This window comes from Corynebacterium sp. HMSC11D10 (genome assembly GCF_001806995.1).
Taxonomy (GTDB): domain Bacteria; phylum Actinomycetota; class Actinomycetes; order Mycobacteriales; family Mycobacteriaceae; genus Corynebacterium; species Corynebacterium coyleae.
Genome location: NZ_KV787053.1, coordinates 173,119 through 193,424, shown reverse-complemented (window position 1 = coordinate 193,424; position 20,306 = coordinate 173,119). Strand labels below are relative to the sequence as shown.

The window sequence follows — 20,306 nt, the reverse complement described above, 5'->3', positions numbered from 1 at the left end:
CCCCCTACAGTACGTCCCCAAAGTCAATGTCGTTTTCGAAGCCTCGCTTCTGCGAGGTGCTCGACTTTGCCGCCGGGGCACGGTGTACCGGTTGTGGGCGCTCGATCGGTGCAGCCTTAATGCTTGTCGACGAGCCAATCGGGCTCGCAGACCCAACCGGAGTCGGAGCGTCGATCGGGCCGGAACCCTGCTCGTCGTCAAGATCCATCCAGTCTGGACGCTCACGCTTGCGCTTGCGGTCGTTGAAACGGCAGAACTGGAACGCGATCTCCACAAGCAAGTTGATCGAAAGCGCCAGTGCCACCATCGAGAACGGATCCTGCCCCGGCGTCATCACGGCCGCGAAGATGAAGATCAACACAATGATGAATCGACGCTTGTCCTTCACATGCTCGTAGCGCAGCACGCCGACGAGATTGAGCATGATGATGATCAGTGGCAGCTCGAAACTGACACCGAAGATCACGATGAGGGAAAGCAGGAAGTTGTAGTAGCGCTCACCGGTTAATGCGCCGATCTGGAACTCGGAGCCTATAGACATCAGGACGTATAGGCCTTGGTCGAGCACGAAGTACGCCAGCAGGGCGCCGAGCACGAACAAGAACACCGCCAAAGAGACAAACGTCATGGTGTAACGACGCTCGTTCTTGTGCAGACCGGGCGTGATGAAGTTCCAGATCTGCGTCAGCCAGACCGGGGATGCCAGCACGAGACCAGCCAGCGCCCCGACTTTCAGGCGCAGCATGAACATCTCAAACGGGCTTGTAGCCAGCAGTCGGCATTCCCCGTCAGCCGTGAATGAGGCCCGCAGCTCTTGCGGCAAGTTGCAGTATGGGCCTCGGATGATCTCACCTAGCGGCATCAACCGCCAAGGGGCGTACTGGTACCAAATAAAGCCGATAACCGTGCCGATGGTGATCGCAATAAGCGACACAATCACACGGCGGCGAAGCTCCTGAAGGTGTTCAACCAGCGACATTTCGCCGGTTGGGTTCTTCCCTCTTCTCTTTAACTTCGTCATCAGACGCACCTAGGCGCGCGGCTGATTCTCCGGGTGCTCCCAGAAATCGGCATCCTGTGCGGCGCTGCGCGTTTCCTGGGCAGCAGCAGACTCAATCTGGTGCTGCTGCTTGGGCTGCTCTGCCGCTTCGTCGTTCTTCATCTCCTTCACCTCGGACTTGAAGATACGAGCGGAGCGCCCCATGGAGCGTGCAAGATCCGGCAGCTTGTTGGCGCCGAACAGCAGGAGCACGACAAAGAGGCAGATAAGGATTTCTGCCCAACCGATGCTTGCCATTGCATTCCTTTCAACAACAGACGAGTTAAGGGTTCCTAGTCTAACGCTTTGAGTGCAGAATTCACGCGCGCCTCGAGTTCGTCGGCGAGATCCACAGGCTCGTGGATGCGCACGCGGTCGGCTTGACCTAGGCAGAACCGGATCAGCCAGTCGCCACTGCCGTAGTGCATCGTAGCCGGAATCCACCCCGTTTCGGAGTCAATTACGTCACTTTCGATATCGATATCCCAGTAGTCCGCCAGCCACGTCGCGTCTGGGTGGATCAACAGTTGCGCTTTTGCCTGCTGGGCCATCCCGAAGGGATCGGCGCTGTCGAAGTCGGTGTCCGTGGCGGTTGACGGCTCGTCGAGAAGTACCGCTTCCCGGATACGGTCAAGTCTGAACGTCTTCATTTCGCCGGCATCTGCTGCTCGGAGGTAGGTGTTGCCGTCTTCGTGGAAGAGGCTCGCCGGTTCGATTATTCGTTTACTCGTTGTGTCTGAGGTTGCCGAGTAATACGTCACCTCAAGTTGCTTCTTGGCAGAGAGTGCGTCGGCGACAGTGGACGCAACACTCGACGTCGTGGGGTGCTCCGCATCGCCAATGCCGCTGGAGGTTGTCGCGGTACGGATCTTGTCCGCGGCGGAGCGGACCGCGCGTGCGTCGACAAGCCCAGGCATTGTCTCTAACGAGTCGAGCAGCACCAGCAGCGCGCTTGCCTCGACTGGGGTGAGGCGGAGCGGCTTGGTCAAACCTTGGTCGTCGATGATCCGCACGCCCTTCCAAGAGTGCTCAAGCTCGATCATCTCCCCCGGCCCGGTGCCAACTCCCGACATGTACAGCAAGTCGAGATCATCGCGCACCTGCTGTGGATCTGCGCCGAGGTCTCGCGCGATTTCCATCACCGTCAGGTCCGCGTGGTTGGATGCGTAAGCAACTAGGTTGAGCAAACGCACCACGCGCTCTTGACGCTGCAGATCAGTGCTCATGCGGATCCTTTCCCTTTGCAGAGCGCAGAAGCTTGACGACGTCCTCCCGTACCCCAGCTGGCTCCACCGCAATAACGCTGCCCGCAATGCTGGCAATCGCGCGAACGACCCAATCGCGGTCGACGGAGGTGAGCGTGATGGTGTCGTCGATACGCTTGCCGCGCATTGCGAGTTCTTCACCGGCGCCATTGGTAACGGTGACGGTGGCATCGACCAGGTCACCTCGCAGCGATGCCTCCACAATGTTTTGGAGCTCGCCTTCTTGCTCGTGGAACGGCTCTGAAGCGTTGACACGTTTCACCTGGGAAATTTTCTTCACGCGGAAGACACGCTCGGCGCCGCGGTCGATGTCGTAGCCGACGAAGTAGGCGCGGTTGTTCAGCGACACCACGCCCCACGGGTCCACTACGCGACGCTCAGGATCCTTGCCTGGTGCGCGGACGAAGTCGAAGGACATGCGCTGCTTGTTGCGCACACACGCAACGATGGCGCGCAACGTCTCTGGGCGGAGTTGGAAAATATCGTTGGACACCGACACCAACGTCGGAGCATCCAGGTTCCGCGTCGCACCGGACGCGGCGAGCTTCGTCCATCCCGAACGCGCGAAACTGCCAAGCGAGCCCGGCTGGGAAAGATCAACTGCTAGCCCGACGACGGATGCTTCTTCGGCGGTGAGATCCACCGGCGGAAGTTCGTAGAGGTCTTTATCGACCCACACTTCCCCGTCCACAAAGTGGGCGGGAACCCAGAGTCGGCGCAGTTCTGCGACGTCACGGCGGATGAGATGACCTGCAGCGTCACGGCTGCGACCCCCGTAACCGTCGACGTGGCGCTGCACCCACGCGACGGACTGCTTTTCGGGTGAGTTGAGCAGTGCAAAGGTAAGGCCGACCTGGCGGATGATCATGTCAGAATCGTCGGCCATGCGCTACTCCCCTTCCCCGTTGTGAGCGTTGACGTAGTCGATGAGGTCATCAGCCTCGGCGCTGGTGTTAGCAAACGGGTCGAGCAACTCAATCGTGCGCGGCTCCGGACGGTTGACCTTCAGGTGCACCCAATCGACGTTGTGTGGCGTATCTGCCTCACGTACTGCCGCGAGGAACCTCCCGCGGATGGCGGCACGTGTGGTCTCAGGCGGGTTCGCCACAGCCTGAGCGATCTGGTCGTCGGTAATCCAGCGCTTGGCAAGACTTTTGCGCTCCAGCAGGTAGAACAGGCCGCGCTTGCGGTTGATGTCGTGGTAGGTCAGGTCGATCTGAGCGAGTTTTGGGTGGTCCCAGCCGCAACCGAGCTTGGCGCGGAACTGCTCAAGCAGTTTGCGTTTAATCACCCAGTCGATCTCTGTATCTACCTGGGAGAAATCCTGTGTCGCAATTGCATTGAGGGTGCGCTCCCACAGGTCCACGACGCGGGCCATCTCCTCGTTCGGCGTACCCTCGTCTGGGCGTTGCGCCAACCAGCGCTTTGCAGCCTCAAGCGTTGTGCGCTGTACCTCCAAGGCGGTCACGGTGCCACCCGCTGCTAGGTCGAGTGGCGTCGATCCGGTCGGGTCGGCTGCGATGTCTCGGATATGCGCAATCGGGTCTGTGAGCTCCATGTCGGGCAGGTCAAAGCCTGCCTCGAGCATCTCGATGACCAGCAGCATCGAGCCAACCTTCAGTGCAAAGGTGGGCTCGGCCATGTTGGAATCGCCGACGATGACGTGCATGCGACGGAAACGGTGCGAATCCCCATGCGGTTCGTCGCGGGTGTTGATGATCGGGCGGGTGCGCGTCGTCGCAGAGGACACACCCTCCCATACCTGGTCGGCGCGCTGCGAGATGACGAATGTGTCGCCTGCGATCTTGCCGGCGCCGCAGATGAGCTGGCGTGTGATTAGAAACGGCAGCAGTTGCTGACCGAAGGACTTCAGCGCGAGTTCGCGGCTGACCAGGTAGTTCTCGTGTGCACCATAGGAGTTGCCACGGGAGTCCACGTTGTTCTTAAACAAATAGGTCGACCCGCCGAGGCCGTCTGCCGCAAGGGCCTTGTCAGCCGTTTCTGCAAGATCCGCATAGATCCACTCGCCCGCCTTATCGTGCGCGAGGAGCTGGGACAGCGAGTCGCACTCCGCTGTCGCGTACTCCGGGTGCGAGCCGACATCGAGGTAAAGACGCGCAGCGTTGTCCACATACACGTTGGAACTGCGGTGCTGCGCTACTACCGGGCGGAAGAGGTACCTGGCGATCTCTTCCGGGGTGAGCACTTGGCGGGCACCGTCATAGGCAGCCACGCCGAATTCTGTTTCGACGCCCATGATGCGCCGCGGGTACCCAGCCACCATTGCGTTTACTGACCGCCCTTTTGCACGAAGGACTTCACAAACTCCTCCGCGTTGGTGTCCAGCAGCGCGTCGATCTCGTCCAGCAGATCATCCGTACCGGTTGTGTTGATCTGGGCTTGACCGGCGCCTTGCGATGCGTCGAAGTTGTCACCGTTATCTTCACCGCCGCCACCTGCGGCGTGCATCTGTTGCGTAGCCATGGCTATCAGCCTACCTTTACCTATTCGTTTTCAAGCCCAGTCCGGCCAGCAAGTCGGACACCGTGTTGGATTGGGCGATGAGTTCTTCGGTGTCGGCTGCGGTGTGCTCCCCAAGCAGGTCGAGCGGGACCCGGTAGAGCTGCTCGTCGACAGAAAACAGCATGGACTGCCAGCTAGAGGCGACCAGGTTTTCGCCGAACTTTTGGCCGGCAGTGCCGCGGAAGTACGCTCGCGTGTCGCGTGGCGGTTCTGCGGCGGCGCGTTTGATCGTTTCCGCATCAACCATCGTGTGCATCGCACCCTTGCGGACAAGCGCGTGATACAGCGAATGCGACGGGTCAATGTCCGAGTACTGCAGGTCAATCGCCTGCAGCTTCGCCATCGTCGCGCCGCGCTGCTCGAAACGCTGGATCAGCGACCACTTTGCGGTCCAGTCCAGCCGGTCAGCCGTCGAGAGTGGATCGCGCTCCAAGTCGTCGAGAATCTCGCCCCACATTTCGAGCACTTGCTTATCGACGACCCCAAGTCCCTCAAGGCCTGCACACCGCTCACGGATGGTCCGCAGGATGGAGATTGCGGTGCGCGTGGTGTCGTCGACAAGCGAAAGCTCGTGCGTCAGTGCCGGATCGTGGCTAACCGCATGGATCTCCGCGACGGGGTCCTTCAGTCGCAGGTCTGAGAAGTCCACGTCCTGCTCAATGGCGTCGAGCACCAACTTCGTCATACCGAGTTTGAGGAAGTTCGAGTACTGACTCATATTCGCATCGCCCACGATGACGTGGAGGCGACGGAAGTCCTCCTCCGGTGCATGTGGCTCGTCGCGGGTATTCACAATGCCGCGGTTAAGCGTCGTCTCGAGCGAGATCTCCTGCTCGAAGTAGTCTGCGCGCTGCGAGATCTGGAAACCAGGCTTCTCCGATGCCTGGCCGATTCCGACGCGTCCCGCGCCGATGATCACCTGGCGAGTGACGAAGAACGGAATCAACGCCTGCGTGAGCCGCTCAAAATTGGTGTGGCGCGAGTACAGGTAATTCTCGTGACTGCCGTACGAGCGACCCTTGCCATCGACATTGTTCTTGTAGAACTTCAGCGGCGGGCACGGATCGTGATTGGCGAGGACGGAAACCTGCTCCTCCCACAGGTGACGGATGTCAGCAGCGGCGTCATTGAGGATGTGATCGCCCGCTGCGTCATAAATCATGGTGTCCAAAGCGTTCGAGCATTCTGGGCTTGAGTACTCGGGGTGGCCGTGGTCAACGTAATAACGCGCACCATTAGCGACGACAACGTTCGCCACCCCGATCGCATTCGCGTCCACCACCGGCACACTGCGGTAGCGCTGCAGATCGAACCCACGGGCGTCCTTCAGCGGGGCTTCTTCCGCATAGTCCCATCGCGTACGCGCTTTTGTGCGCAACGCCGCGTACGCCACCACCGCGTGAGTGGAGGTAACTAGCGGGCTGATCAGCGGATTATCGGGGCAAGTGATGCCGTATTCGGTCTCGGTACCCATGTAACGCGTCATGAGGACCAAGCCTAGTGGGTGGGGTCCGCAATTTTGGAGAGCAGTGACGCAGTTTGCTTGCTATTCCGATTGTGGATTCCACGGAGGCGGTTCGTTCCGAGCTTGCCACGATTTGAAGTTTGAGATCGCATTGTTTACGACTGACGGCGCCTCGGCGTCCGCAAACTGTTTAGCAAACTTCCGAACATCACTCGGACGCACACCGTGGATGAGCAGAGAAATAGCATGCTGGTGAAGCAGTAATTTCTTCCCCTCGGCGTCTGCAGCGTCGTATTGGTGGAAAAAATCCGAGTGTTGGACAACTAAACTCTTGGATGTTTGAATCCGATCCTCAAGTTTCGAAATGCGCTGTTCGTTTCGCCTCAATCGCCAATTTAGGCGCGCGGCCATTACTTCCGCGCTTACGAGGCCACGAAGGCTCGAGAACAGCTGTATAGCGTAAAATAGAGAAACTGCGGAAGAGACTGCGAATATGGCCCAGTTAATCCACGACATCTTCGCCCCTGTAAGCATAAAAACCGAGGTATTAATGATCACGAGGACGGCGATTGGGGCGTAGAAGCTAACCACCGTTCGGCCTGCGGATTTCCTTGCAACCTGACTTAGGTGGTTTCGAATCGAGAACTCGATTCCTTCGCTTAGTTCTCTCCTTACTTCTGAATCGGGAGCTAATCGCTCGAGAATGTCGATTTCCTCAGAAATCTGATTTGTGCTCCTCTTAACGCTTATATCGCCGGCCCAGGCCAAAAAGAGCGGGATCAGCAATCCTAAGGAGGCTAAAACGATGCTCAAAACCGTCGAATCGAACATAATCTGTTGCTGGCTAATCTTCCCGATCTTTCGCTAGCTAGAAGTACGCTAACGTACGAATAGCATTTTCGGTTGTTACCGTCTTGCAGTCCTCAATAAGAGCCCTACCAGCCGCGCTCAGCCAGGCGGTGTGGTGCTGGCAGGTCAGAGACGTTGATGCCCACCATCGCTTCGCCCAGGCCCCGGGACACCTCGGTGACTACCGCGATGTCGTTCCAGTTCTGCGTCGCCTTGACCACAGCCTTTGCGCGGGCCTCAGGGTTGCCGGACTTGAAGATGCCGGAGCCGACAAACACGCCGTCTGCGCCGAGCTCCATCATGAAGGCCGCATCAGCCGGGGTGGACACGCCACCGGCGACGAGCAACGGCACTGGCAGCTTGCCGTTCTCGGCAACCCACGCAACAAGGTCGTACGGAGCTTGCAGCTCCTTGGCGGCGACGTAGAGTTCGTCGCGGTTGTTCTCCCAGATCGCCTGCAGGCCAGCGATCTCGCTGGTGATCTTGCGGATGTGCTTGGTGGCCTCCGAGACGTCACCCGTGCCAGCCTCGCCCTTGGAGCGGATCATGGAAGCACCTTCGTTGATGCGACGCAGTGCTTCGCCGAGGTTGGTCGCGCCACAGACGAACGGCGTCTTGAAACCGCGCTTGTCAATGTGGTTGACGTAATCAGCCGGGCTGAGCACCTCGGACTCGTCGATGTAGTCCACGCCCAGGTGCTCGAGGATCTTCGCCTCAACGGCGTGGCCAATGCGGGCCTTGGCCATGACCGGGATGCTGACGGTGTTGATGATGCCTTCGATCAGGTCCGGATCCGACATGCGGGCCACACCACCCTGGGCGCGAATATCGGCGGGCACGCGCTCGAGGGCCATCACAGCGACCGCGCCGGCGTCTTCGGCGATCTTCGCTTGCTCTGGGGTGACGACGTCCATAATCACGCCGCCGAGGAACTTCTGGTTCAACTGTTCTACATCAGACATACCGCTCAGTCTGCACGGCGAACTGGTAGATTCCAAGAGCCAGTTATATTTAGATTCTTTGGACCAGTTGATGCTTCTCGACGTCTCGCGCGACCACCCCACACCCATTCCCACTCAAATTGCGGCAGGGATCCGCGACGCTGTTGCTACCGGTGCGCTTGCGCCTAACGACGCAATCCCGTCTACTCGTGCCCTAGCCGAGCAACTCGGGGTATCGCGCGGCAGCGTTGTCACTGCATATGACCAGCTCGAAGGCGAGGGGTACCTCCTCTCCCGGCAAGGCGCGCCGACCCGGGTCCACCCCGAACTTGCGGTTGCGCCGGCGCACGAAAATGACCTGACAACCGGCATCTCGCCCAAGATCCCCCGCACCCGGATCTCGCTGAAGCCCTCCCCCGGCAGCGCCGGGACGATCAAACCCACGGCGTGGCGTAAGGCCTGGCGGGAGGCCGCAGCGGAACCCGGTGGCGGGGTGGATAAATCCGGCGAGCCGGAACTACGCCACGCCATCGCGGAGCACCTCCGCCTTGCCCGTGGCATGGCGGTATCCCCGGAGCAAATCGTCGCCACCGGCGGCTCCCGCGAGGGTCTCATGTGCATCCTCTATGCGCTCGGGGCAGACCTCAAGGTGGGCGTCGAGGACCCCGGCCACCCAGGACTCAGACGTGTCATCCCACTCGGTGGCCACCAGGTCGTGGAGTGTGAAACGGACGCAGAAGGGGTCGTCGTCAAGCAGTTGCCCGCAGATTTAGATGCGCTGTTGGTCACGCCCTCGCACCTCTACCCGTTCGGCGGCGCAATGCCGGCGCCGCGCCGGTCGGAGCTTTTGGACTGGGCAAACCGCACCGGCACGGTAATAATCGAGGACGATTTCAACACCGAACTGCGCTACCGTATCGCTCCCCAACCGACCTTGTCCACGCTCGCGCCAGCAGCGGACGTGCTCACCCTCGGCACGTTTTCCACGCTGCTCTCGCGCGAACTCGCCGCCGGATATGTTGTCGCCTCCCCCGCGACCGTGGCCCGGCTGAAAGAGGTCCGTGGCATCCTCGGCATGCCCGTCGCAACCGTGACGCAACGCGCGATCGCCTCGCTGCTGCGCGGAGGTGTTGTTCGCCGCAACACCCGCGCCGTGCATCGGGCGCTAGCGCAACGACGACAGGTACTGCACGACCGCCTGGTACCGCTCTTCGACGACGCACGCCTCGCGCCGGGCGACGGCGCCGACTTCACAGTCCAGTTTGCGTCCCACCTGGAGCGCGACACGTTTGAGACCCGTTTGCTCGAGGCAGGCATCGAATGCGGTCACGAGTCGTCGCTCTGGACGGACGGCGGCGACGGTCTCGTCCTTAGTTTCGCGCACCTGAGTGACGGAGACTTCACGCGGACTGTAGACATCATTCGACAAACGATGCACCCCTATTGACGCTGATTCGCTACTCTATTTAGAGTTGTACAGAAAGTTGTACGTCATCATACTGGTGGGAGCGAACAATGAAGGTCATGTCATATTCGGAATCTCGAGCTAACTACGCCGAGGTGCTTTCCGATGTCGTCGACAATTGTGAAGAGGTCGTCATTACCCGGGCAGGTCACGACCCGGTCGTCATCGTTTCTCTAGCTGAGTACGAATCACTCAAGGAAACCAACTACTTACTGCAATCCCCTGCTAATGCGCGGGTGCTCAAGCAACGGATTGAGCGGCTCGAACGTGGCGCATCTGTACGCAAGGAACTCATCGAGGATGAAGAATGATCCTCAGCTGGGACGAGGACGCCTGGTCCGAATACGTGGAGTGGCAAACCACCGACAAACGGGTACTGAAGCGTATCAATGTCCTCATCCGCGATATTCAACGTAACGGCAACGATGGCATCGGAAAACCCGAACCGTTGAAGCACGAACTCAGCGGGTACTGGTCCCGGCGTATTACGAGTGAACATCGGCTGGTATACAAACTCACCGAAGAGGAGGTGCGCATCGCAGCCTGCCGATATCACTACGGCGAATAAGCAGTGATCCGCTACCCGATGACTTCTGCAGCGACGACACGCTTGCCGTGGCGACCGGTAATACGCGCCCACTCGTCTGGGTTCGCAGTGTTCGGCATATCTTCGCTTTCGTCCTGCTCGTCGCGTACTGCTTCGCGCAGGTGATCGGCGGTGATTCCCGCGGTGGACAAACCTGAGAGGTGGTCCTTGATCGCGAGCTTTTTCGCACGGTCCACCACGTTGGCGATCAAAGCGCCAGAGACGAAGTCGGAGTAGTGCAGTACCTCGGCGGTGCCGTCGACAAGTTCGAGGCGCACGAAGGGGCGCGGGGCGAACATGGCGGCAGCGGCTGCGTCGATAAGTTCCTCGCGAGGAGCAGCAAGGGGGATCGCGTCGGTGAGGTAGCGCGCGAGGATGTCCTTCGACTCCTCCTTGTTCGGCCGCGACACGCGGACCTTGATGTCGAGGCGACCCGGGCGCAGGATTGCGGGGTCGATGAGTTCCTCGCGGTTCGTCGCGCCGATGACGATAACGTTCGCGATGTCCTCTACGCCATCGATCTCAGTCAGCAATTGCGGCACCACGGTGGTTTCCATATCCGAGGAGACACCGGAACCGCGGGTGCGGAAAATAGATTCCATCTCGTCGAAGAAGACAATCACCGGGTTACCTTCTGAGGCGAGCTCGCGAGCGCGCTCGAAGATGAGGCGAATGCGACGCTCGGTCTCGCCGACGAATTTGTTCAGCAGCTCGGGGCCCTTGACGTTGATGAAGTGCGCCTGTCCCCCGTCGCCAATACGCTGCGACAACGAGTTCGCCACAGCCTTTGCAATCAGCGTCTTGCCGCAACCCGGAGGGCCGTACAGCAACAAGCCCTTCGGCGGGGTGAGGTCGTACGCGGCGTAAAGCTCGGGGTGGGAAAACGGCAGCTCGACGGAGTCCTGGATCGTCTCAATCTGGGAGGACAGCCCGCCGATATCTTCGTAGGTCACATCCGGGATCTCCTCGAGCGAGAGTTGGTTGACCTCGGTTTTCTGGATGCGCTCAAACGCGTAACCGGCGGATGAGTTCACCAGCACCGTATCGCCTGCACGCGTGGTTTTGAGTAGCGGTTCGGCGAGCATGACCAGCGACTCCGCACCCTGCTGGTCGGCCACCACGGCGCGATCTGTGCCGATGCGTTCCACCATCGTGGCAATCTGGCCAGTTGGGGTAAACCCACAGGCCTCCACCACAACGGTTCCCTCGCCGAGGCGCACAAGCGTGCCTGGTACAAGGGTTTGCGGCTCGACCAGCGGCGAAATCTTCAGGCGCATCCGCCGACCTGATGTGTGCACCTCCGCTTCCCCATCGCGAGTACCCGGGGCAAGGTAGATGCCGTAGGTAGACGCGGGCTCGCCGAGCTCCTCGACCTTGACGTAGAGGTCATTGAGCTTGTCGCGGCTGGACTTCAGCAACTCCGCAAGCCGCTTGTTGCGCGCCCCCAGATCTTGATTCTCGCGCTTGAGGTTGCGCAATTCCGGCCCGAAAGCATCGTCTTCAATGTGTCCAACCATGGATCCGAGCCTACCTATCGCCGATAGGACGCAAGTGCTTATCGACGAGCCTTACGCTGCGGGCGCGGCGGCGTCACACCATCAGCGAGCCTGCGGGTCCAGACAAGAAACGCCGTGTGTGCGTTCATGCGGTGTTCAGGGCGCGTGGCCAGGCCGTCGACCTTCCACTCGCGCAGCAGGGTCTCCCAGGCGCGCGGCTCAGTGAAGCACTTCGCCTCGCGGATAGCCTCCATAATGTTCATCAGCTGTGGCACGGTGGCCACGTACGTCATGAACACACCACCTGGGATGAGCACGTTCTTCACGGTGTCGATGAAGTGCCACGGCTCGACCATGTCCAAGATGACGCGATCCACCTGGCCGTCGAGGTCTTCCGGGGTGACCTCGCCGAAGTCGCCGAGGCGCGGCGTCCACCACTCCGGTTCGCCACCGAAGTATTCAGCGACGTTGTCTTTGGCGAACGCCAGGTGGTCGTCGCGAATCTCGTAGGAGTACACGTGCCCCTCGGGTCCGACCGCGCGCAGCAGCGACATGGTCAGCGCGCCGGAGCCGGCACCCGCCTCCAGCACGCGTGCGCCCATGAAGATGTCGCCCTCAACGAGGATCTGGGCCGCATCCTTCGGGTAGATCACCGCGGCGCCGCGGGGCATGGACAGGACGTGATCCACCAGGAGGTGGCGGAAGCAGAGGTAGTCCGAACCCAGCGTGGACTTGACCACCGTGCCCTCGTCGGCACCGATGATGTCATCGTGACTGACGATGCCCTTGTGGGAGTGGAACTGGCCACCCTCCTTGAGCTCGATGGTGAAGTGGCGGCGCTTCGCGTCAGTGAGCTGCACCTTGTCGCCTGGCTGGAACGGTCCCGAATACATGCCGGTAAGTATGCCCTACTGTGCGCCGGTGTAAAAAGCCGACAGTGCGCGCACGAAGTAATCCATGTCGTCCACTCCGCACAGCTCGCGCGCGGAGTGCATGGACAAAAGCGGCACACCCACATCGACCGTCGGAAGGCCCAGACGCGTCGAGGAAATCGGGCCAATCGTCGACCCGCACGGCACAGCGTTATTGCCCACAAAGGTTTGGTGCGGCACGCCGGCAGCGCGGCACGCCAGGATCCACTCGGCCTCTGTGGCGGCATTGGACGCGTAACGCTGGTTGGCGTTGATCTTCAGCACTGGTCCCTTATTGATCAGCGGGTGGTGCGTCGGATCGTGCTTGCCCGGATAGTTTGGGTGCACCGCGTGTGCCGCGTCGGCGGAAACCTGGATGGAGTTCGCGATGATTTCAGACGGATCGCCGAATGCCGCCGCAACCTTGGTCAGGACGCGCTCTAGCATCGGGCCACCGGCTCCGGCGGTGGATGCAGAGCCCACCTCCTCGTGGTTAAACGCCGCAAGCACCAGGATGTCCTGGGCATTGTCCTTGGCTGCGAGCATCGCCTCGAGCGACGCCCACACACTGGTCAGGTTATCCAGGCGACCAGCGGCCAGAAGATCACCGATGACCTCGCCCCGCTGTGCGTCCGCGGTGATAAGTTCGTGCGCCACGATGTCGTCTGCAGCAAGGCCCGCCGACTCCGCCGCTAGCTCGAGCAGCGGACGGTCCACACCCAGGATCGGCTGGGTGTGGACCTGGCGGTCGATCTCCGGCATGTCACCCCGGGAGAGGTGGATAGCCAGGTTGGGAACGCGCGCAACCGCACCCGTGTTCACGAGGTGTTCCTTACGGTCGGTGGTCACCACTCGACCGGCGAAGGTGAGGTCGCGATCGAACCAGCTCGCCAGGATCGGCCCGCCGTAGACCTCGGTGGCAACCTGGCGGAACCCTTCGCGCACGACATCCGGATCGGGCTTGGCCATCAGCCCAGGCGAGTCCGTGTGCGAGCCGACAACACGGAACCGCGGGTTGGGGTTTTCCGGGACCCACCACGCAATCACGGCGCCATCGCTGATGATGAGGTGGCCACCGGGGCGGGTGGCGTCGTCGTCAAGCAATGCCCGGCGAGTAAACCCTGCTGCCTCGAGGCTTTTGGCGACGTTTTCCGCTGCGTGATAGGCGGATGGACTCTGGCTGATGAAATCGATGAACGGCTGTGTCATACCCCCACTCTAAGATGTTGGGCACCATGACTCCCAGCAATACGCCACGACCACTCGCCCTGTCCCCCTCCCGCGCGTCCGATTACAAGCGCTGCCCGCTGCAGTATCGGTTCCGCGCGATCGACCGCTTGCCGGAACCATCCACGGAAGCGCAGGTGAAAGGCACCCTGGTGCACGCTGTCCTGGAGGAGATGTTTTCCTGGCCCAGGGAGGAGCGCACCTACCCCGCCGCCGTGAAGCGGCTCAAGCCGACGTGGGAGCAGATGCGTATCGACGACCCCACCTGCGCCGAACCCGTCGAAGACGACTACCAGCTGCTCGTAGATGCACGCACGCTCCTACGTGGCTACTTCACCATGGAAAACCCACTCGGGTTCGACGCGCACGCGCAAGAAATGCCAGTTGACTTCACGTTGCCTAACGGGGTTCCCGTGCGCGGGTTCATCGACCGGGTGGACATCGCGCAGACCGGCGAGGTGCGTGTTGTCGACTACAAGACCGGCAAGAAGCCACTGCCCCGCTACTCCCAGGACGCGCAGTTCCAGATGCGGTTTTATGCGCTGGTGTACTGGCGGCTCTTCGGCGTTGTGCCGACCCAGCTGAAACTGATGTACCTGAAGGTGATGGACTCGATGATCCTCACGCCTTCGCGCGAGGAGCTGGAGTACTTCGAGCGCGACCTGGCGGAGTTGTGGTGGAAGATCGAAGCCGACGGCAAAGCCGGCTCGTTCCGTCCACAGCAGTCAAAGCTTTGCGGGTGGTGCGCCTTCCAATCACTGTGTCCAGTGTTTGGCGGCACACCACCCGAGTATCCCGGTTGGCCTGGCTCCCGCGCAGAGGAGGAGCCGGGACCGGAAACGGACTAGAACAGTCCGCTGACCACGCCGTTCTCGTCAACGTCGATGTTGTTGGCTGCCGGCTTCTTCGGCAAGCCCGGCATAGTCATCACATCACCGGTCAGCGCGAGGACGAAGCCTGCGCCAGTGCGCGGGATGAGGTTGCGTACGTGCAGGGTGTGGCCCTCTGGCGCACCGAGCTCCGTCGGGTCGTCGGAGAAGGAGTACTGCGTCTTGGACACGCAGACCGGCAGGTTGTCAAAGCCGTTGTCCTTCAACGTCTTTAGGTCCTTCAGAGCTGCAGCGGAGTACTGCACCTCGCCTGCGCGGTAGATCTCCTTGGCGATGGTTTCGATAGACTTCTCCACGCCCTCAGCCGGGTCGTACAGCGGGTGTGATTCGCCCTCAGTGAGGTTCGCCAGCAGGGTTTCAGCGAGCTTGGTGGCGCCGGCGCCGCCCTCGGCCCACACGTTGGCGTCGGCAAGCGCAATGCCCTTGGACTCTGCCCAGTTACGCACGAAATCGAGCTCGGCGTCGGTATCGGTGACAAAGCGGTTGAGCGCAACCACCGGGGTGACGCCGAACTTGCGCACGTTTTCTACGTGGCGCTCCAGGTTCACGATGCCCTCTGCCAGCGCATCGACGTTTTCAGCCTTAAGGTCTTCCTTCGCAATGCCAGCGTGGTGCTTGATCGAGCGGATCGTAGCGACGATCACCGCACCTGCGACATCCAGATCACCGTAGCGTGCCTTGATGTCGAAGAACTTCTCCGCACCCAGGTCAGAACCGAAGCCGGCCTCGGTGAGCACGATGTCGGCATAGTCGAGTGCCGTGCGGGTAGCGATGAGGGTGTTGCAGCCGTGTGCGATGTTGGCAAACGGTCCGCCGTGGATAAACGCCGGGGTGCCGCCGAGCGTCTGAACCAGGTTCGGGTTCACAGCGTCCTTGAGTAGAGCGGCCATCGCGCCCTGTGCTCCGATCTCGCCGGCAGTGACCGGTTTGCCGTCGTACGTCAGGCCAATAGTGATCGCTGCGAGGCGACGCTTCAGGTCCTCCAGGTCCGTGGCCAGGCCAAGGATCGCCATGATCTCGGACGCAGCCGTGATGGTGAAGCCGGTTTCTGCCGGAACACCCGAGGTCGGGCCGCCGAGACCGGTGATCACGTTGCGCAGCACGCGGTCGTTCACGTCCACGCAGCGCTGCCAGGTCACACGACGCGGGTCGATGTTGAGCTCGTTGCCCTGATGGATGTGGTTGTCAATCAGCGCAGCCAAGGTGTTGTTGGCGCTGGTGATCGCGTGGAAGTCGCCGGTGAAGTGCAGGTTGATCTGCTCCATCGGGACGACCTGAGAGTAACCACCACCGGCTGCACCACCCTTGACGCCCATGACCGGGCCCAGCGAAGGCTCACGAAGTGCCACCATCGCCTTGTGCCCAAGCTTGGCAAGGGCATCGGTCAGGCCGATCAGCATGGTGGACTTGCCCTCACCTGCCGGGGTCGGGGAAACACCGGTCACCAGGACGAGCTTGCCCGGCTTGCCCTTCGGGGTTTTGTTGATGTCCACCTTAGCCATGTACTTGCCGTACGGGATGAGCGCATCCTCATCCACGCCGGCCCGGGCGGCAATGTCGGTGATGGGTTCGAGTTCGTGTGCTTGAGCGATTTCGACGTCAGTCAATGGTTGTGCAGTCATGCATCTCACACTACCGCCGCACCGATGAGGTATCCCAGGATTACGCTGACTAAAATGCAGACCACTCCGGGGACGAGGAATGGGTGGTCAAACACATACTTGCCAATGCGGGTCGAGCCCGTGTCGTCCATCTCTACTGCCGCGAGCAGCGTTGGGTACGTGGGCAGGACGAATAGTGCGGAGACCGCCGGGAATGCTGCAAGTGCCGTGAGTGGGCTGACCCCTATCGCCAATGCGGCGGGGATGAGCGCTTTCGCCGTAGCGGCTTGTGAATACAACAGTGATGCGGCGACAAAGAGCACGACCGCGAGCAGCCAAGGTTTTGAGGTCAGCACGTTACCGGCGATGTTTTGGATGTCGTCGATGTAGTAGTTGATATACGTCGTACCCAGCCACGCTACGCCGAGAACGCAGACACATGCGGACATGCCGGATCGAAAGACTTGGGTGTTCAGAATCTCCGCGGCAGCAGTGCGGGTGCTCATAATGATGACGACCGCGGCGCTGAGCATGATGGCCATGATTGCCTCGTTACGCGGCACTGTTGGCTCCGCAATCAGACCGATCTGATCCGAAATCAGCGTTGCGTAGACCATCACAATGACGATCGCTGCCAGAAAGATAGCGACCGAGCGCTTCGCTCCTGGTGCGGCAACGTAATCATCATGAGCTTGATGCGTTGCGACGAGTCCAGCGGCCTTGCGTTTGCGGTACACCGGGTCGTCGTCAAGCTCACTGCCCATATGGTTGGCAACCCACGCCGTCGGGAAAATTGCGAGGAACGTCGCAGGAAGCATCACCGCAAGAATCTGGAGATACCCCACCCCAAGCGGTTCAAGCGCTGACGCCATGAACACAACTGCTGCAGAGATTGGTGAAGCGACGATCGCCATCTGTGAAGCGATCACGGCCGCTGACAAGGGGCGTGAAGGACGAACGTTTCCTTCCTTAGCTACCTCTGTAATAACCGGCATCGTGGAAAATGCCGTATGCCCCGTTCCCGCGAAGACTGTCATCAACCACGTCACCATCGGGGCGTACACAGTGATGCGCTTAGGGTTTCTGCGTAAGAGTCGCTCCGCAAGATCCACGAGGTATTGCATGCCACCGGCGAGCTGCATTGCAGAAATTGCTGCGATAACGCACATGATGATGCCGATGACATCAAACGGGATTGCATCTGCGGTGACCGGCATGCCTGTCGCACCGAGCAGCAACACCCCCAGTCCTCCGGCGAAGCCGATCGCGATCGAGCCAATGCGTGCACCCAACACGATTGCCCCGAAAAGAATGAGGGTGTGCAGGGCAACCAACATGGTGTGCGCTCCTTCATTACGGGTTAGTAAGAACTTCCGCCATTATCCCGTATTGATCACACCAAAAGGAAACGGGGCAGGTGTGAGATTGGCTACCACCCTGCCCCGGTTCACCGCTGACGCGGAAGGAAATGCGGTTTTAAAACCTAATTAGCGTCGTCCTCATCAACGTAGAGCTTGCCGCGGAATTCCGGGTGCATGAGGTTTTCCTTGCTCAGCAACCGCTTCAAATCCTCTTCCTCAATAAGGCCCTTCTCCAGCACCAGGTCATAGACACTCTTACCGGTGGAAGCAGCCTCACGGCCAATGATGTCACCGTTATGGTGACCAATCACCGGGTTGAGATAGGTGACGATGCCGATCGAGTTAGTCACGTAAGCCTCGCACACGTCCTTGTTCGCAGTGATGCCCACAACGCACTTCTCGCGCAGCGTACGTGCCGCATTGGCCAGCAGACGGATCGACTCAAACAAGGACTGAGCAATGACCGGCTCCATGACGTTGAGCTGGAGCTGACCTGCCTCAGCAGCCATGGAGACCGTCACGTCGTTGCCGAAGACCTTGAAGCACACCTGGTTAACAACCTCCGGGATAACCGGGTTGACCTTGGCCGGCATGATCGAGGAACCAGCCTGGCGCTCCGGAAGGTTGATCTCGTTCAGACCAGCGCGAGGACCGGACGACAGCAGGCGCAGGTCGTTACACATCTTGGAGAGCTTCATTGCCGCACGCTTGATAGCGCCGTGCATCATGACGTAGTCGCCGGTATCCGAAGTGGCTTCGATCAGATCCGGAGAGGCCTGGATGTCCAGGCCGGTGACCTCGCGAAGTGCCGTGACAACCTGATCTTTGTAGCCGTTCGGAGTGTTAATTCCCGTACCGATTGCGGTTGCGCCAAGGTTGACTTCCAGCAACGAGGTTGCAGCGTTGCTGATGGTGCGCTGCTCTTCATTGAGGTTTGCGCCAAACGCAGTGAATTCCTGACCCAGCGTCATCGGAACCGCGTCCTGCAACTGAGTACGACCCATTTTGATGATGTCGGAAAACTCGTCGCCTTTCGCGCGCAGTGCCTTCTGCAGCTCGTCGAGCTCCTCAAGCAAGCCCTGCACCGCGTAGTACACACCGAGACGCAGACCAGTCGGGTACGCATCGTTGGTGGACTGGGACATATTCACATCATCGTTCGGATTGATGATGTCGTAGGAGCCCTTCTCAGCACCAACGTATTCCAGTGCGAGGTTAGCCACCACCTCGTTCGTGTTCATGTTTGCCGAGGTACCCGCGCCACCCTGGAATAGGTCGATCGGGAACTGATCCATGCAGCGTCCCTCATCCAGAATCTGGTCGCAGGCCCACGCAATTGCTTCGGCTTTCTCGCGCGGCAACACATGCAGGCGACGGTTCGCAATAGCGGTAGCTTTCTTGACTTGGGCCATGCCACGGATGAACTCCGGCAAATCGTTCAGGGTGCTGGCCGACAACTTGAAGTTGTCTACTGCTCGCTGCGTATGCACTCCGTAGTACACATCAGCGGGGACTTCAGCCTTGCCAAGCAGGTCTTCTTCAATACGAGTGCTCATGGCACACCACTATACGTAGCAAAGCGAAGCCTCTCGACGATTGTGCGCGTGACACCTACGCGCTGCAGGCTGCAGCAAACCAGCGGTAAACGTCGTCGGCACTGGCCCCCACAAACAGGTGGGGATCAAACCGATACACACCGGCAGGTACATGATCCGCGAGCCCCAACACTGCACATCCCGCTGCAGCCGCAGCTGACATGCCACTGAACGAGTCCTCGACCACGAGACAGTCTTGCGGAGCGGCGCCGACGCGCCGGGCTGCTTCGAGGTACATGTCGGGGGCAGGTTTCGGGTGGATCACTTCGTCGCCAGTAATGGTGCCGGTGAAGAACGCACGCCCAATCGCATCAATGCACGGATCTGCCAGGACGCGTTCTGTATTCGTCGTCACGAACATAGGCCTGTGGTCTTCCTTCAGCGACTGCAGCACTTCAAGAATCCCTGGGTTGCATTCGATACCTGCAGAAAACAGTTCAGCCATTCGACCGAACATCCAATCTTTATATCGCTGTTCGTCGCCGTCAGTCAGTGTGTGCCCCGCCCACTGCGCCACAATGCGAAGCGTGTTCGGGAAACTCCCGCCAATGGTGCGCTCGCGAACCTCTGGGGTCAGTGGCCGACCAAGCAACTCCCCTAACTCGTAGGTCGCCTGTCCCCAGAGCGGCTCTGTGTCTATCAGCGTGCCGTCCATATCCCAGAAGACGGCCGCCGGACGCTGCCTACTCAAATTCCGGCAGCGCTTCTAGCGCCTCATCGGTCGCGCCCGCCGCGGTGCACACCCGAATCACGAGCGTCTCAATATCTGCCTTTTCTTCTGGCTCAAGCACCGCGTCCGCATGACGGACATTGAATGCCTCCAAGCGCTCGTAGAACGGTCCAACTAGCCCCACCAGTTGCTGGTCCTCTGGCTGGGAACCGAGTGCGTCGACCTCGTCGAGGTACTGCTCAAGCATTTTCCGCAACTCGGGCAACACGGACGGGTCGAATGGCTCGTCCCACAACTCCTTGTCTTCCTCAGAAAGGTAGGAGCCTGAGGCGAACATCGTCAGGTCATCGATAAACTCGTCGACTTCAGGCTGGAACTGGGCACGAATCGTGTGTGCTGCTGCGCTCATGACCACCATTGTG

At 60.3% G+C, this 20,306-nt stretch carries 21 protein-coding genes; 4 read left to right on the top strand and 17 right to left on the bottom strand.

Annotated elements, in window-relative coordinates; all coding sequences use genetic code 11:
• Positions 1-4: 4 nt before the first annotated feature.
• The 9 genes from tatC to pdxS all read right to left on the bottom strand — a co-directional run bounded on the left by tatC (position 5) and on the right by pdxS (position 8,211).
• Positions 5-979, bottom strand: a complete 975-nt coding sequence (gene tatC / locus HMPREF3120_RS06610; RefSeq protein WP_083284811.1) for a twin-arginine translocase subunit TatC — start codon at positions 977-979, stop codon at positions 5-7.
• Between the two features lie 51 nt (positions 980-1,030).
• The gene (gene tatA / locus HMPREF3120_RS06605) at positions 1,031-1,297 is read right to left on the bottom strand and encodes a Sec-independent protein translocase subunit TatA (protein WP_070423183.1); all 267 of its coding nucleotides are present in this window, start codon (positions 1,295-1,297) and stop codon (positions 1,031-1,033) included.
• A 35-nt stretch (positions 1,298-1,332) separates the two neighbouring features.
• Positions 1,333-2,265 (bottom strand): helix-turn-helix transcriptional regulator, encoded by a 933-nt coding sequence (locus HMPREF3120_RS06600; protein ID WP_070451509.1) that lies wholly within the window; start codon positions 2,263-2,265, stop codon positions 1,333-1,335.
• The gene (locus HMPREF3120_RS06595) at positions 2,255-3,190 is read right to left on the bottom strand and encodes a helix-turn-helix transcriptional regulator (protein ID WP_070451506.1); all 936 of its coding nucleotides are present in this window, start codon (positions 3,188-3,190) and stop codon (positions 2,255-2,257) included. The genes HMPREF3120_RS06600 and HMPREF3120_RS06595 overlap by 11 nt, the downstream gene beginning before the upstream one ends.
• A gap of 3 nt (positions 3,191-3,193) precedes the next feature.
• A complete protein-coding gene (gene pafA / locus HMPREF3120_RS06590) occupies positions 3,194-4,588 on the bottom strand; it encodes a Pup--protein ligase (protein ID WP_070451504.1) in 1,395 nt (464 codons plus the stop codon).
• Between the two features lie 5 nt (positions 4,589-4,593).
• Positions 4,594-4,788, bottom strand: a complete 195-nt coding sequence (locus HMPREF3120_RS06585; RefSeq protein WP_070423179.1) for a ubiquitin-like protein Pup — start codon at positions 4,786-4,788, stop codon at positions 4,594-4,596.
• Positions 4,789-4,804: 16 nt separating this feature from the next.
• The gene (gene dop / locus HMPREF3120_RS06580) at positions 4,805-6,313 is read right to left on the bottom strand and encodes a depupylase/deamidase Dop (protein ID WP_070451501.1); all 1,509 of its coding nucleotides are present in this window, start codon (positions 6,311-6,313) and stop codon (positions 4,805-4,807) included.
• 60 nt (positions 6,314-6,373) lie between these two features.
• Positions 6,374-7,123 carry a hypothetical protein gene (locus HMPREF3120_RS06575; protein WP_070451499.1) on the bottom strand — a complete coding sequence of 250 codons (750 nt, stop codon included), beginning with the start codon at positions 7,121-7,123 and terminating at the stop codon, positions 6,374-6,376.
• A gap of 104 nt (positions 7,124-7,227) precedes the next feature.
• The gene (gene pdxS, locus HMPREF3120_RS06570; protein WP_371441197.1) at positions 7,228-8,211 is read right to left on the bottom strand and encodes a pyridoxal 5'-phosphate synthase lyase subunit PdxS; all 984 of its coding nucleotides are present in this window, start codon (positions 8,209-8,211) and stop codon (positions 7,228-7,230) included.
• Between pdxS and HMPREF3120_RS06565 the strand changes: the two genes are divergently transcribed.
• From HMPREF3120_RS06565 to HMPREF3120_RS06555, 3 genes are all read left to right on the top strand, one after another.
• The gene (locus HMPREF3120_RS06565; protein ID WP_246815434.1) at positions 8,162-9,529 is read left to right on the top strand and encodes a MocR-like pyridoxine biosynthesis transcription factor PdxR; all 1,368 of its coding nucleotides are present in this window, start codon (positions 8,162-8,164) and stop codon (positions 9,527-9,529) included. The genes pdxS and HMPREF3120_RS06565 overlap by 50 nt on opposite strands.
• 68 nt (positions 9,530-9,597) lie before the next feature.
• Complete coding sequence (locus HMPREF3120_RS06560) at positions 9,598-9,858, top strand: type II toxin-antitoxin system Phd/YefM family antitoxin (protein ID WP_070451494.1); 261 nt, start codon at positions 9,598-9,600, stop codon at positions 9,856-9,858.
• On the top strand, positions 9,855-10,115 hold the full coding sequence (locus HMPREF3120_RS06555; RefSeq protein WP_070451492.1) for a Txe/YoeB family addiction module toxin: 261 nt from the start codon (positions 9,855-9,857) through the stop codon (positions 10,113-10,115). The genes HMPREF3120_RS06560 and HMPREF3120_RS06555 overlap by 4 nt, the downstream gene beginning before the upstream one ends.
• 11 nt (positions 10,116-10,126) lie before the next feature.
• Here the strand turns inward: HMPREF3120_RS06555 and arc are convergent, their stop codons facing one another.
• Genes arc through HMPREF3120_RS06540 form a run of 3 tightly spaced genes read right to left on the bottom strand, consistent with a single transcriptional unit; the run spans position 10,127 to position 13,749 of the window.
• On the bottom strand, positions 10,127-11,650 hold the full coding sequence (arc, locus tag HMPREF3120_RS06550; RefSeq protein WP_070451490.1) for a proteasome ATPase: 1,524 nt from the start codon (positions 11,648-11,650) through the stop codon (positions 10,127-10,129).
• A gap of 38 nt (positions 11,651-11,688) precedes the next feature.
• Positions 11,689-12,522: a tRNA (adenine-N1)-methyltransferase gene (locus HMPREF3120_RS06545; RefSeq protein WP_070423170.1), complete on the bottom strand. Its 834-nt coding sequence runs from the start codon at positions 12,520-12,522 to the stop codon at positions 11,689-11,691.
• Between the two features lie 15 nt (positions 12,523-12,537).
• Positions 12,538-13,749, bottom strand: coding sequence for a M18 family aminopeptidase (locus HMPREF3120_RS06540; RefSeq protein WP_070451487.1), 1,212 nt, complete (start codon positions 13,747-13,749; stop codon positions 12,538-12,540).
• A gap of 26 nt (positions 13,750-13,775) precedes the next feature.
• Between HMPREF3120_RS06540 and HMPREF3120_RS06535 the strand changes: the two genes are divergently transcribed.
• A complete protein-coding gene (locus HMPREF3120_RS06535) occupies positions 13,776-14,615 on the top strand; it encodes a RecB family exonuclease (RefSeq protein WP_070451605.1) in 840 nt (279 codons plus the stop codon).
• Here HMPREF3120_RS06535 and HMPREF3120_RS06530 read toward each other — a convergent pair.
• The 5 genes from HMPREF3120_RS06530 to HMPREF3120_RS06510 all read right to left on the bottom strand — a co-directional run bounded on the left by HMPREF3120_RS06530 (position 14,612) and on the right by HMPREF3120_RS06510 (position 20,293).
• Complete coding sequence (locus HMPREF3120_RS06530) at positions 14,612-16,279, bottom strand: formate--tetrahydrofolate ligase (protein WP_070451485.1); 1,668 nt, start codon at positions 16,277-16,279, stop codon at positions 14,612-14,614. The two genes, HMPREF3120_RS06535 and HMPREF3120_RS06530, sit on opposite strands and share 4 nt — an antisense overlap.
• 5 nt (positions 16,280-16,284) lie before the next feature.
• Positions 16,285-17,595 (bottom strand): anaerobic C4-dicarboxylate transporter, encoded by a 1,311-nt coding sequence (locus HMPREF3120_RS06525; RefSeq protein ID WP_070451484.1) that lies wholly within the window; start codon positions 17,593-17,595, stop codon positions 16,285-16,287.
• A gap of 146 nt (positions 17,596-17,741) precedes the next feature.
• The gene (gene aspA / locus HMPREF3120_RS06520; RefSeq protein ID WP_070451482.1) at positions 17,742-19,175 is read right to left on the bottom strand and encodes an aspartate ammonia-lyase; all 1,434 of its coding nucleotides are present in this window, start codon (positions 19,173-19,175) and stop codon (positions 17,742-17,744) included.
• A 55-nt stretch (positions 19,176-19,230) separates the two neighbouring features.
• The gene (locus tag HMPREF3120_RS06515; RefSeq protein ID WP_256366001.1) at positions 19,231-19,905 is read right to left on the bottom strand and encodes an HAD family hydrolase; all 675 of its coding nucleotides are present in this window, start codon (positions 19,903-19,905) and stop codon (positions 19,231-19,233) included.
• On the bottom strand, positions 19,898-20,293 hold the full coding sequence (locus tag HMPREF3120_RS06510; protein ID WP_070451478.1) for a hypothetical protein: 396 nt from the start codon (positions 20,291-20,293) through the stop codon (positions 19,898-19,900). Before HMPREF3120_RS06510 ends, HMPREF3120_RS06515 begins: the two co-directional genes overlap by 8 nt.
• Positions 20,294-20,306 lie beyond the last annotated feature (13 nt).

Excerpts from the sequence above, each read along its gene's own strand:
- HMPREF3120_RS06540 (WP_070451487.1), bottom strand. The coding sequence starts at position 13,749 with ATGACACAGCCGTTCATCGATTTCATCAGCCAGAGTCCATCCGCCTAT.
- dop (WP_070451501.1), bottom strand. The coding sequence starts at position 6,313 with ATGACGCGTTACATGGGTACCGAGACCGAATACGGCATCACTTGCCCC.
- pdxS (WP_371441197.1), bottom strand. The coding sequence starts at position 8,211 with ATGGGTGTGGGGTGGTCGCGCGAGACGTCGAGAAGCATCAACTGGTCC.
- HMPREF3120_RS06560 (WP_070451494.1), top strand. The coding sequence starts at position 9,598 with ATGAAGGTCATGTCATATTCGGAATCTCGAGCTAACTACGCCGAGGTG.
- HMPREF3120_RS06535 (WP_070451605.1), top strand. The coding sequence starts at position 13,776 with ATGACTCCCAGCAATACGCCACGACCACTCGCCCTGTCCCCCTCCCGC.
- HMPREF3120_RS06585 (WP_070423179.1), bottom strand. The coding sequence starts at position 4,788 with ATGGCTACGCAACAGATGCACGCCGCAGGTGGCGGCGGTGAAGATAAC.
- HMPREF3120_RS06600 (WP_070451509.1), bottom strand. The coding sequence starts at position 2,265 with ATGAGCACTGATCTGCAGCGTCAAGAGCGCGTGGTGCGTTTGCTCAAC.
- pafA (WP_070451504.1), bottom strand. The coding sequence starts at position 4,588 with ATGGTGGCTGGGTACCCGCGGCGCATCATGGGCGTCGAAACAGAATTC.
- HMPREF3120_RS06555 (WP_070451492.1), top strand. The coding sequence starts at position 9,855 with ATGATCCTCAGCTGGGACGAGGACGCCTGGTCCGAATACGTGGAGTGG.
- HMPREF3120_RS06525 (WP_070451484.1), bottom strand. The coding sequence starts at position 17,595 with ATGTTGGTTGCCCTGCACACCCTCATTCTTTTCGGGGCAATCGTGTTG.
- HMPREF3120_RS06545 (WP_070423170.1), bottom strand. The coding sequence starts at position 12,522 with ATGTATTCGGGACCGTTCCAGCCAGGCGACAAGGTGCAGCTCACTGAC.
- HMPREF3120_RS06575 (WP_070451499.1), bottom strand. The coding sequence starts at position 7,123 with ATGTTCGATTCGACGGTTTTGAGCATCGTTTTAGCCTCCTTAGGATTG.
- tatC (WP_083284811.1), bottom strand. The coding sequence starts at position 979 with ATGTCGCTGGTTGAACACCTTCAGGAGCTTCGCCGCCGTGTGATTGTG.
- aspA (WP_070451482.1), bottom strand. The coding sequence starts at position 19,175 with ATGAGCACTCGTATTGAAGAAGACCTGCTTGGCAAGGCTGAAGTCCCC.
- HMPREF3120_RS06595 (WP_070451506.1), bottom strand. The coding sequence starts at position 3,190 with ATGGCCGACGATTCTGACATGATCATCCGCCAGGTCGGCCTTACCTTT.
- arc (WP_070451490.1), bottom strand. The coding sequence starts at position 11,650 with ATGGTTGGACACATTGAAGACGATGCTTTCGGGCCGGAATTGCGCAAC.
- tatA (WP_070423183.1), bottom strand. The coding sequence starts at position 1,297 with ATGGCAAGCATCGGTTGGGCAGAAATCCTTATCTGCCTCTTTGTCGTG.
- HMPREF3120_RS06530 (WP_070451485.1), bottom strand. The coding sequence starts at position 16,279 with ATGACTGCACAACCATTGACTGACGTCGAAATCGCTCAAGCACACGAA.
- HMPREF3120_RS06510 (WP_070451478.1), bottom strand. The coding sequence starts at position 20,293 with ATGAGCGCAGCAGCACACACGATTCGTGCCCAGTTCCAGCCTGAAGTC.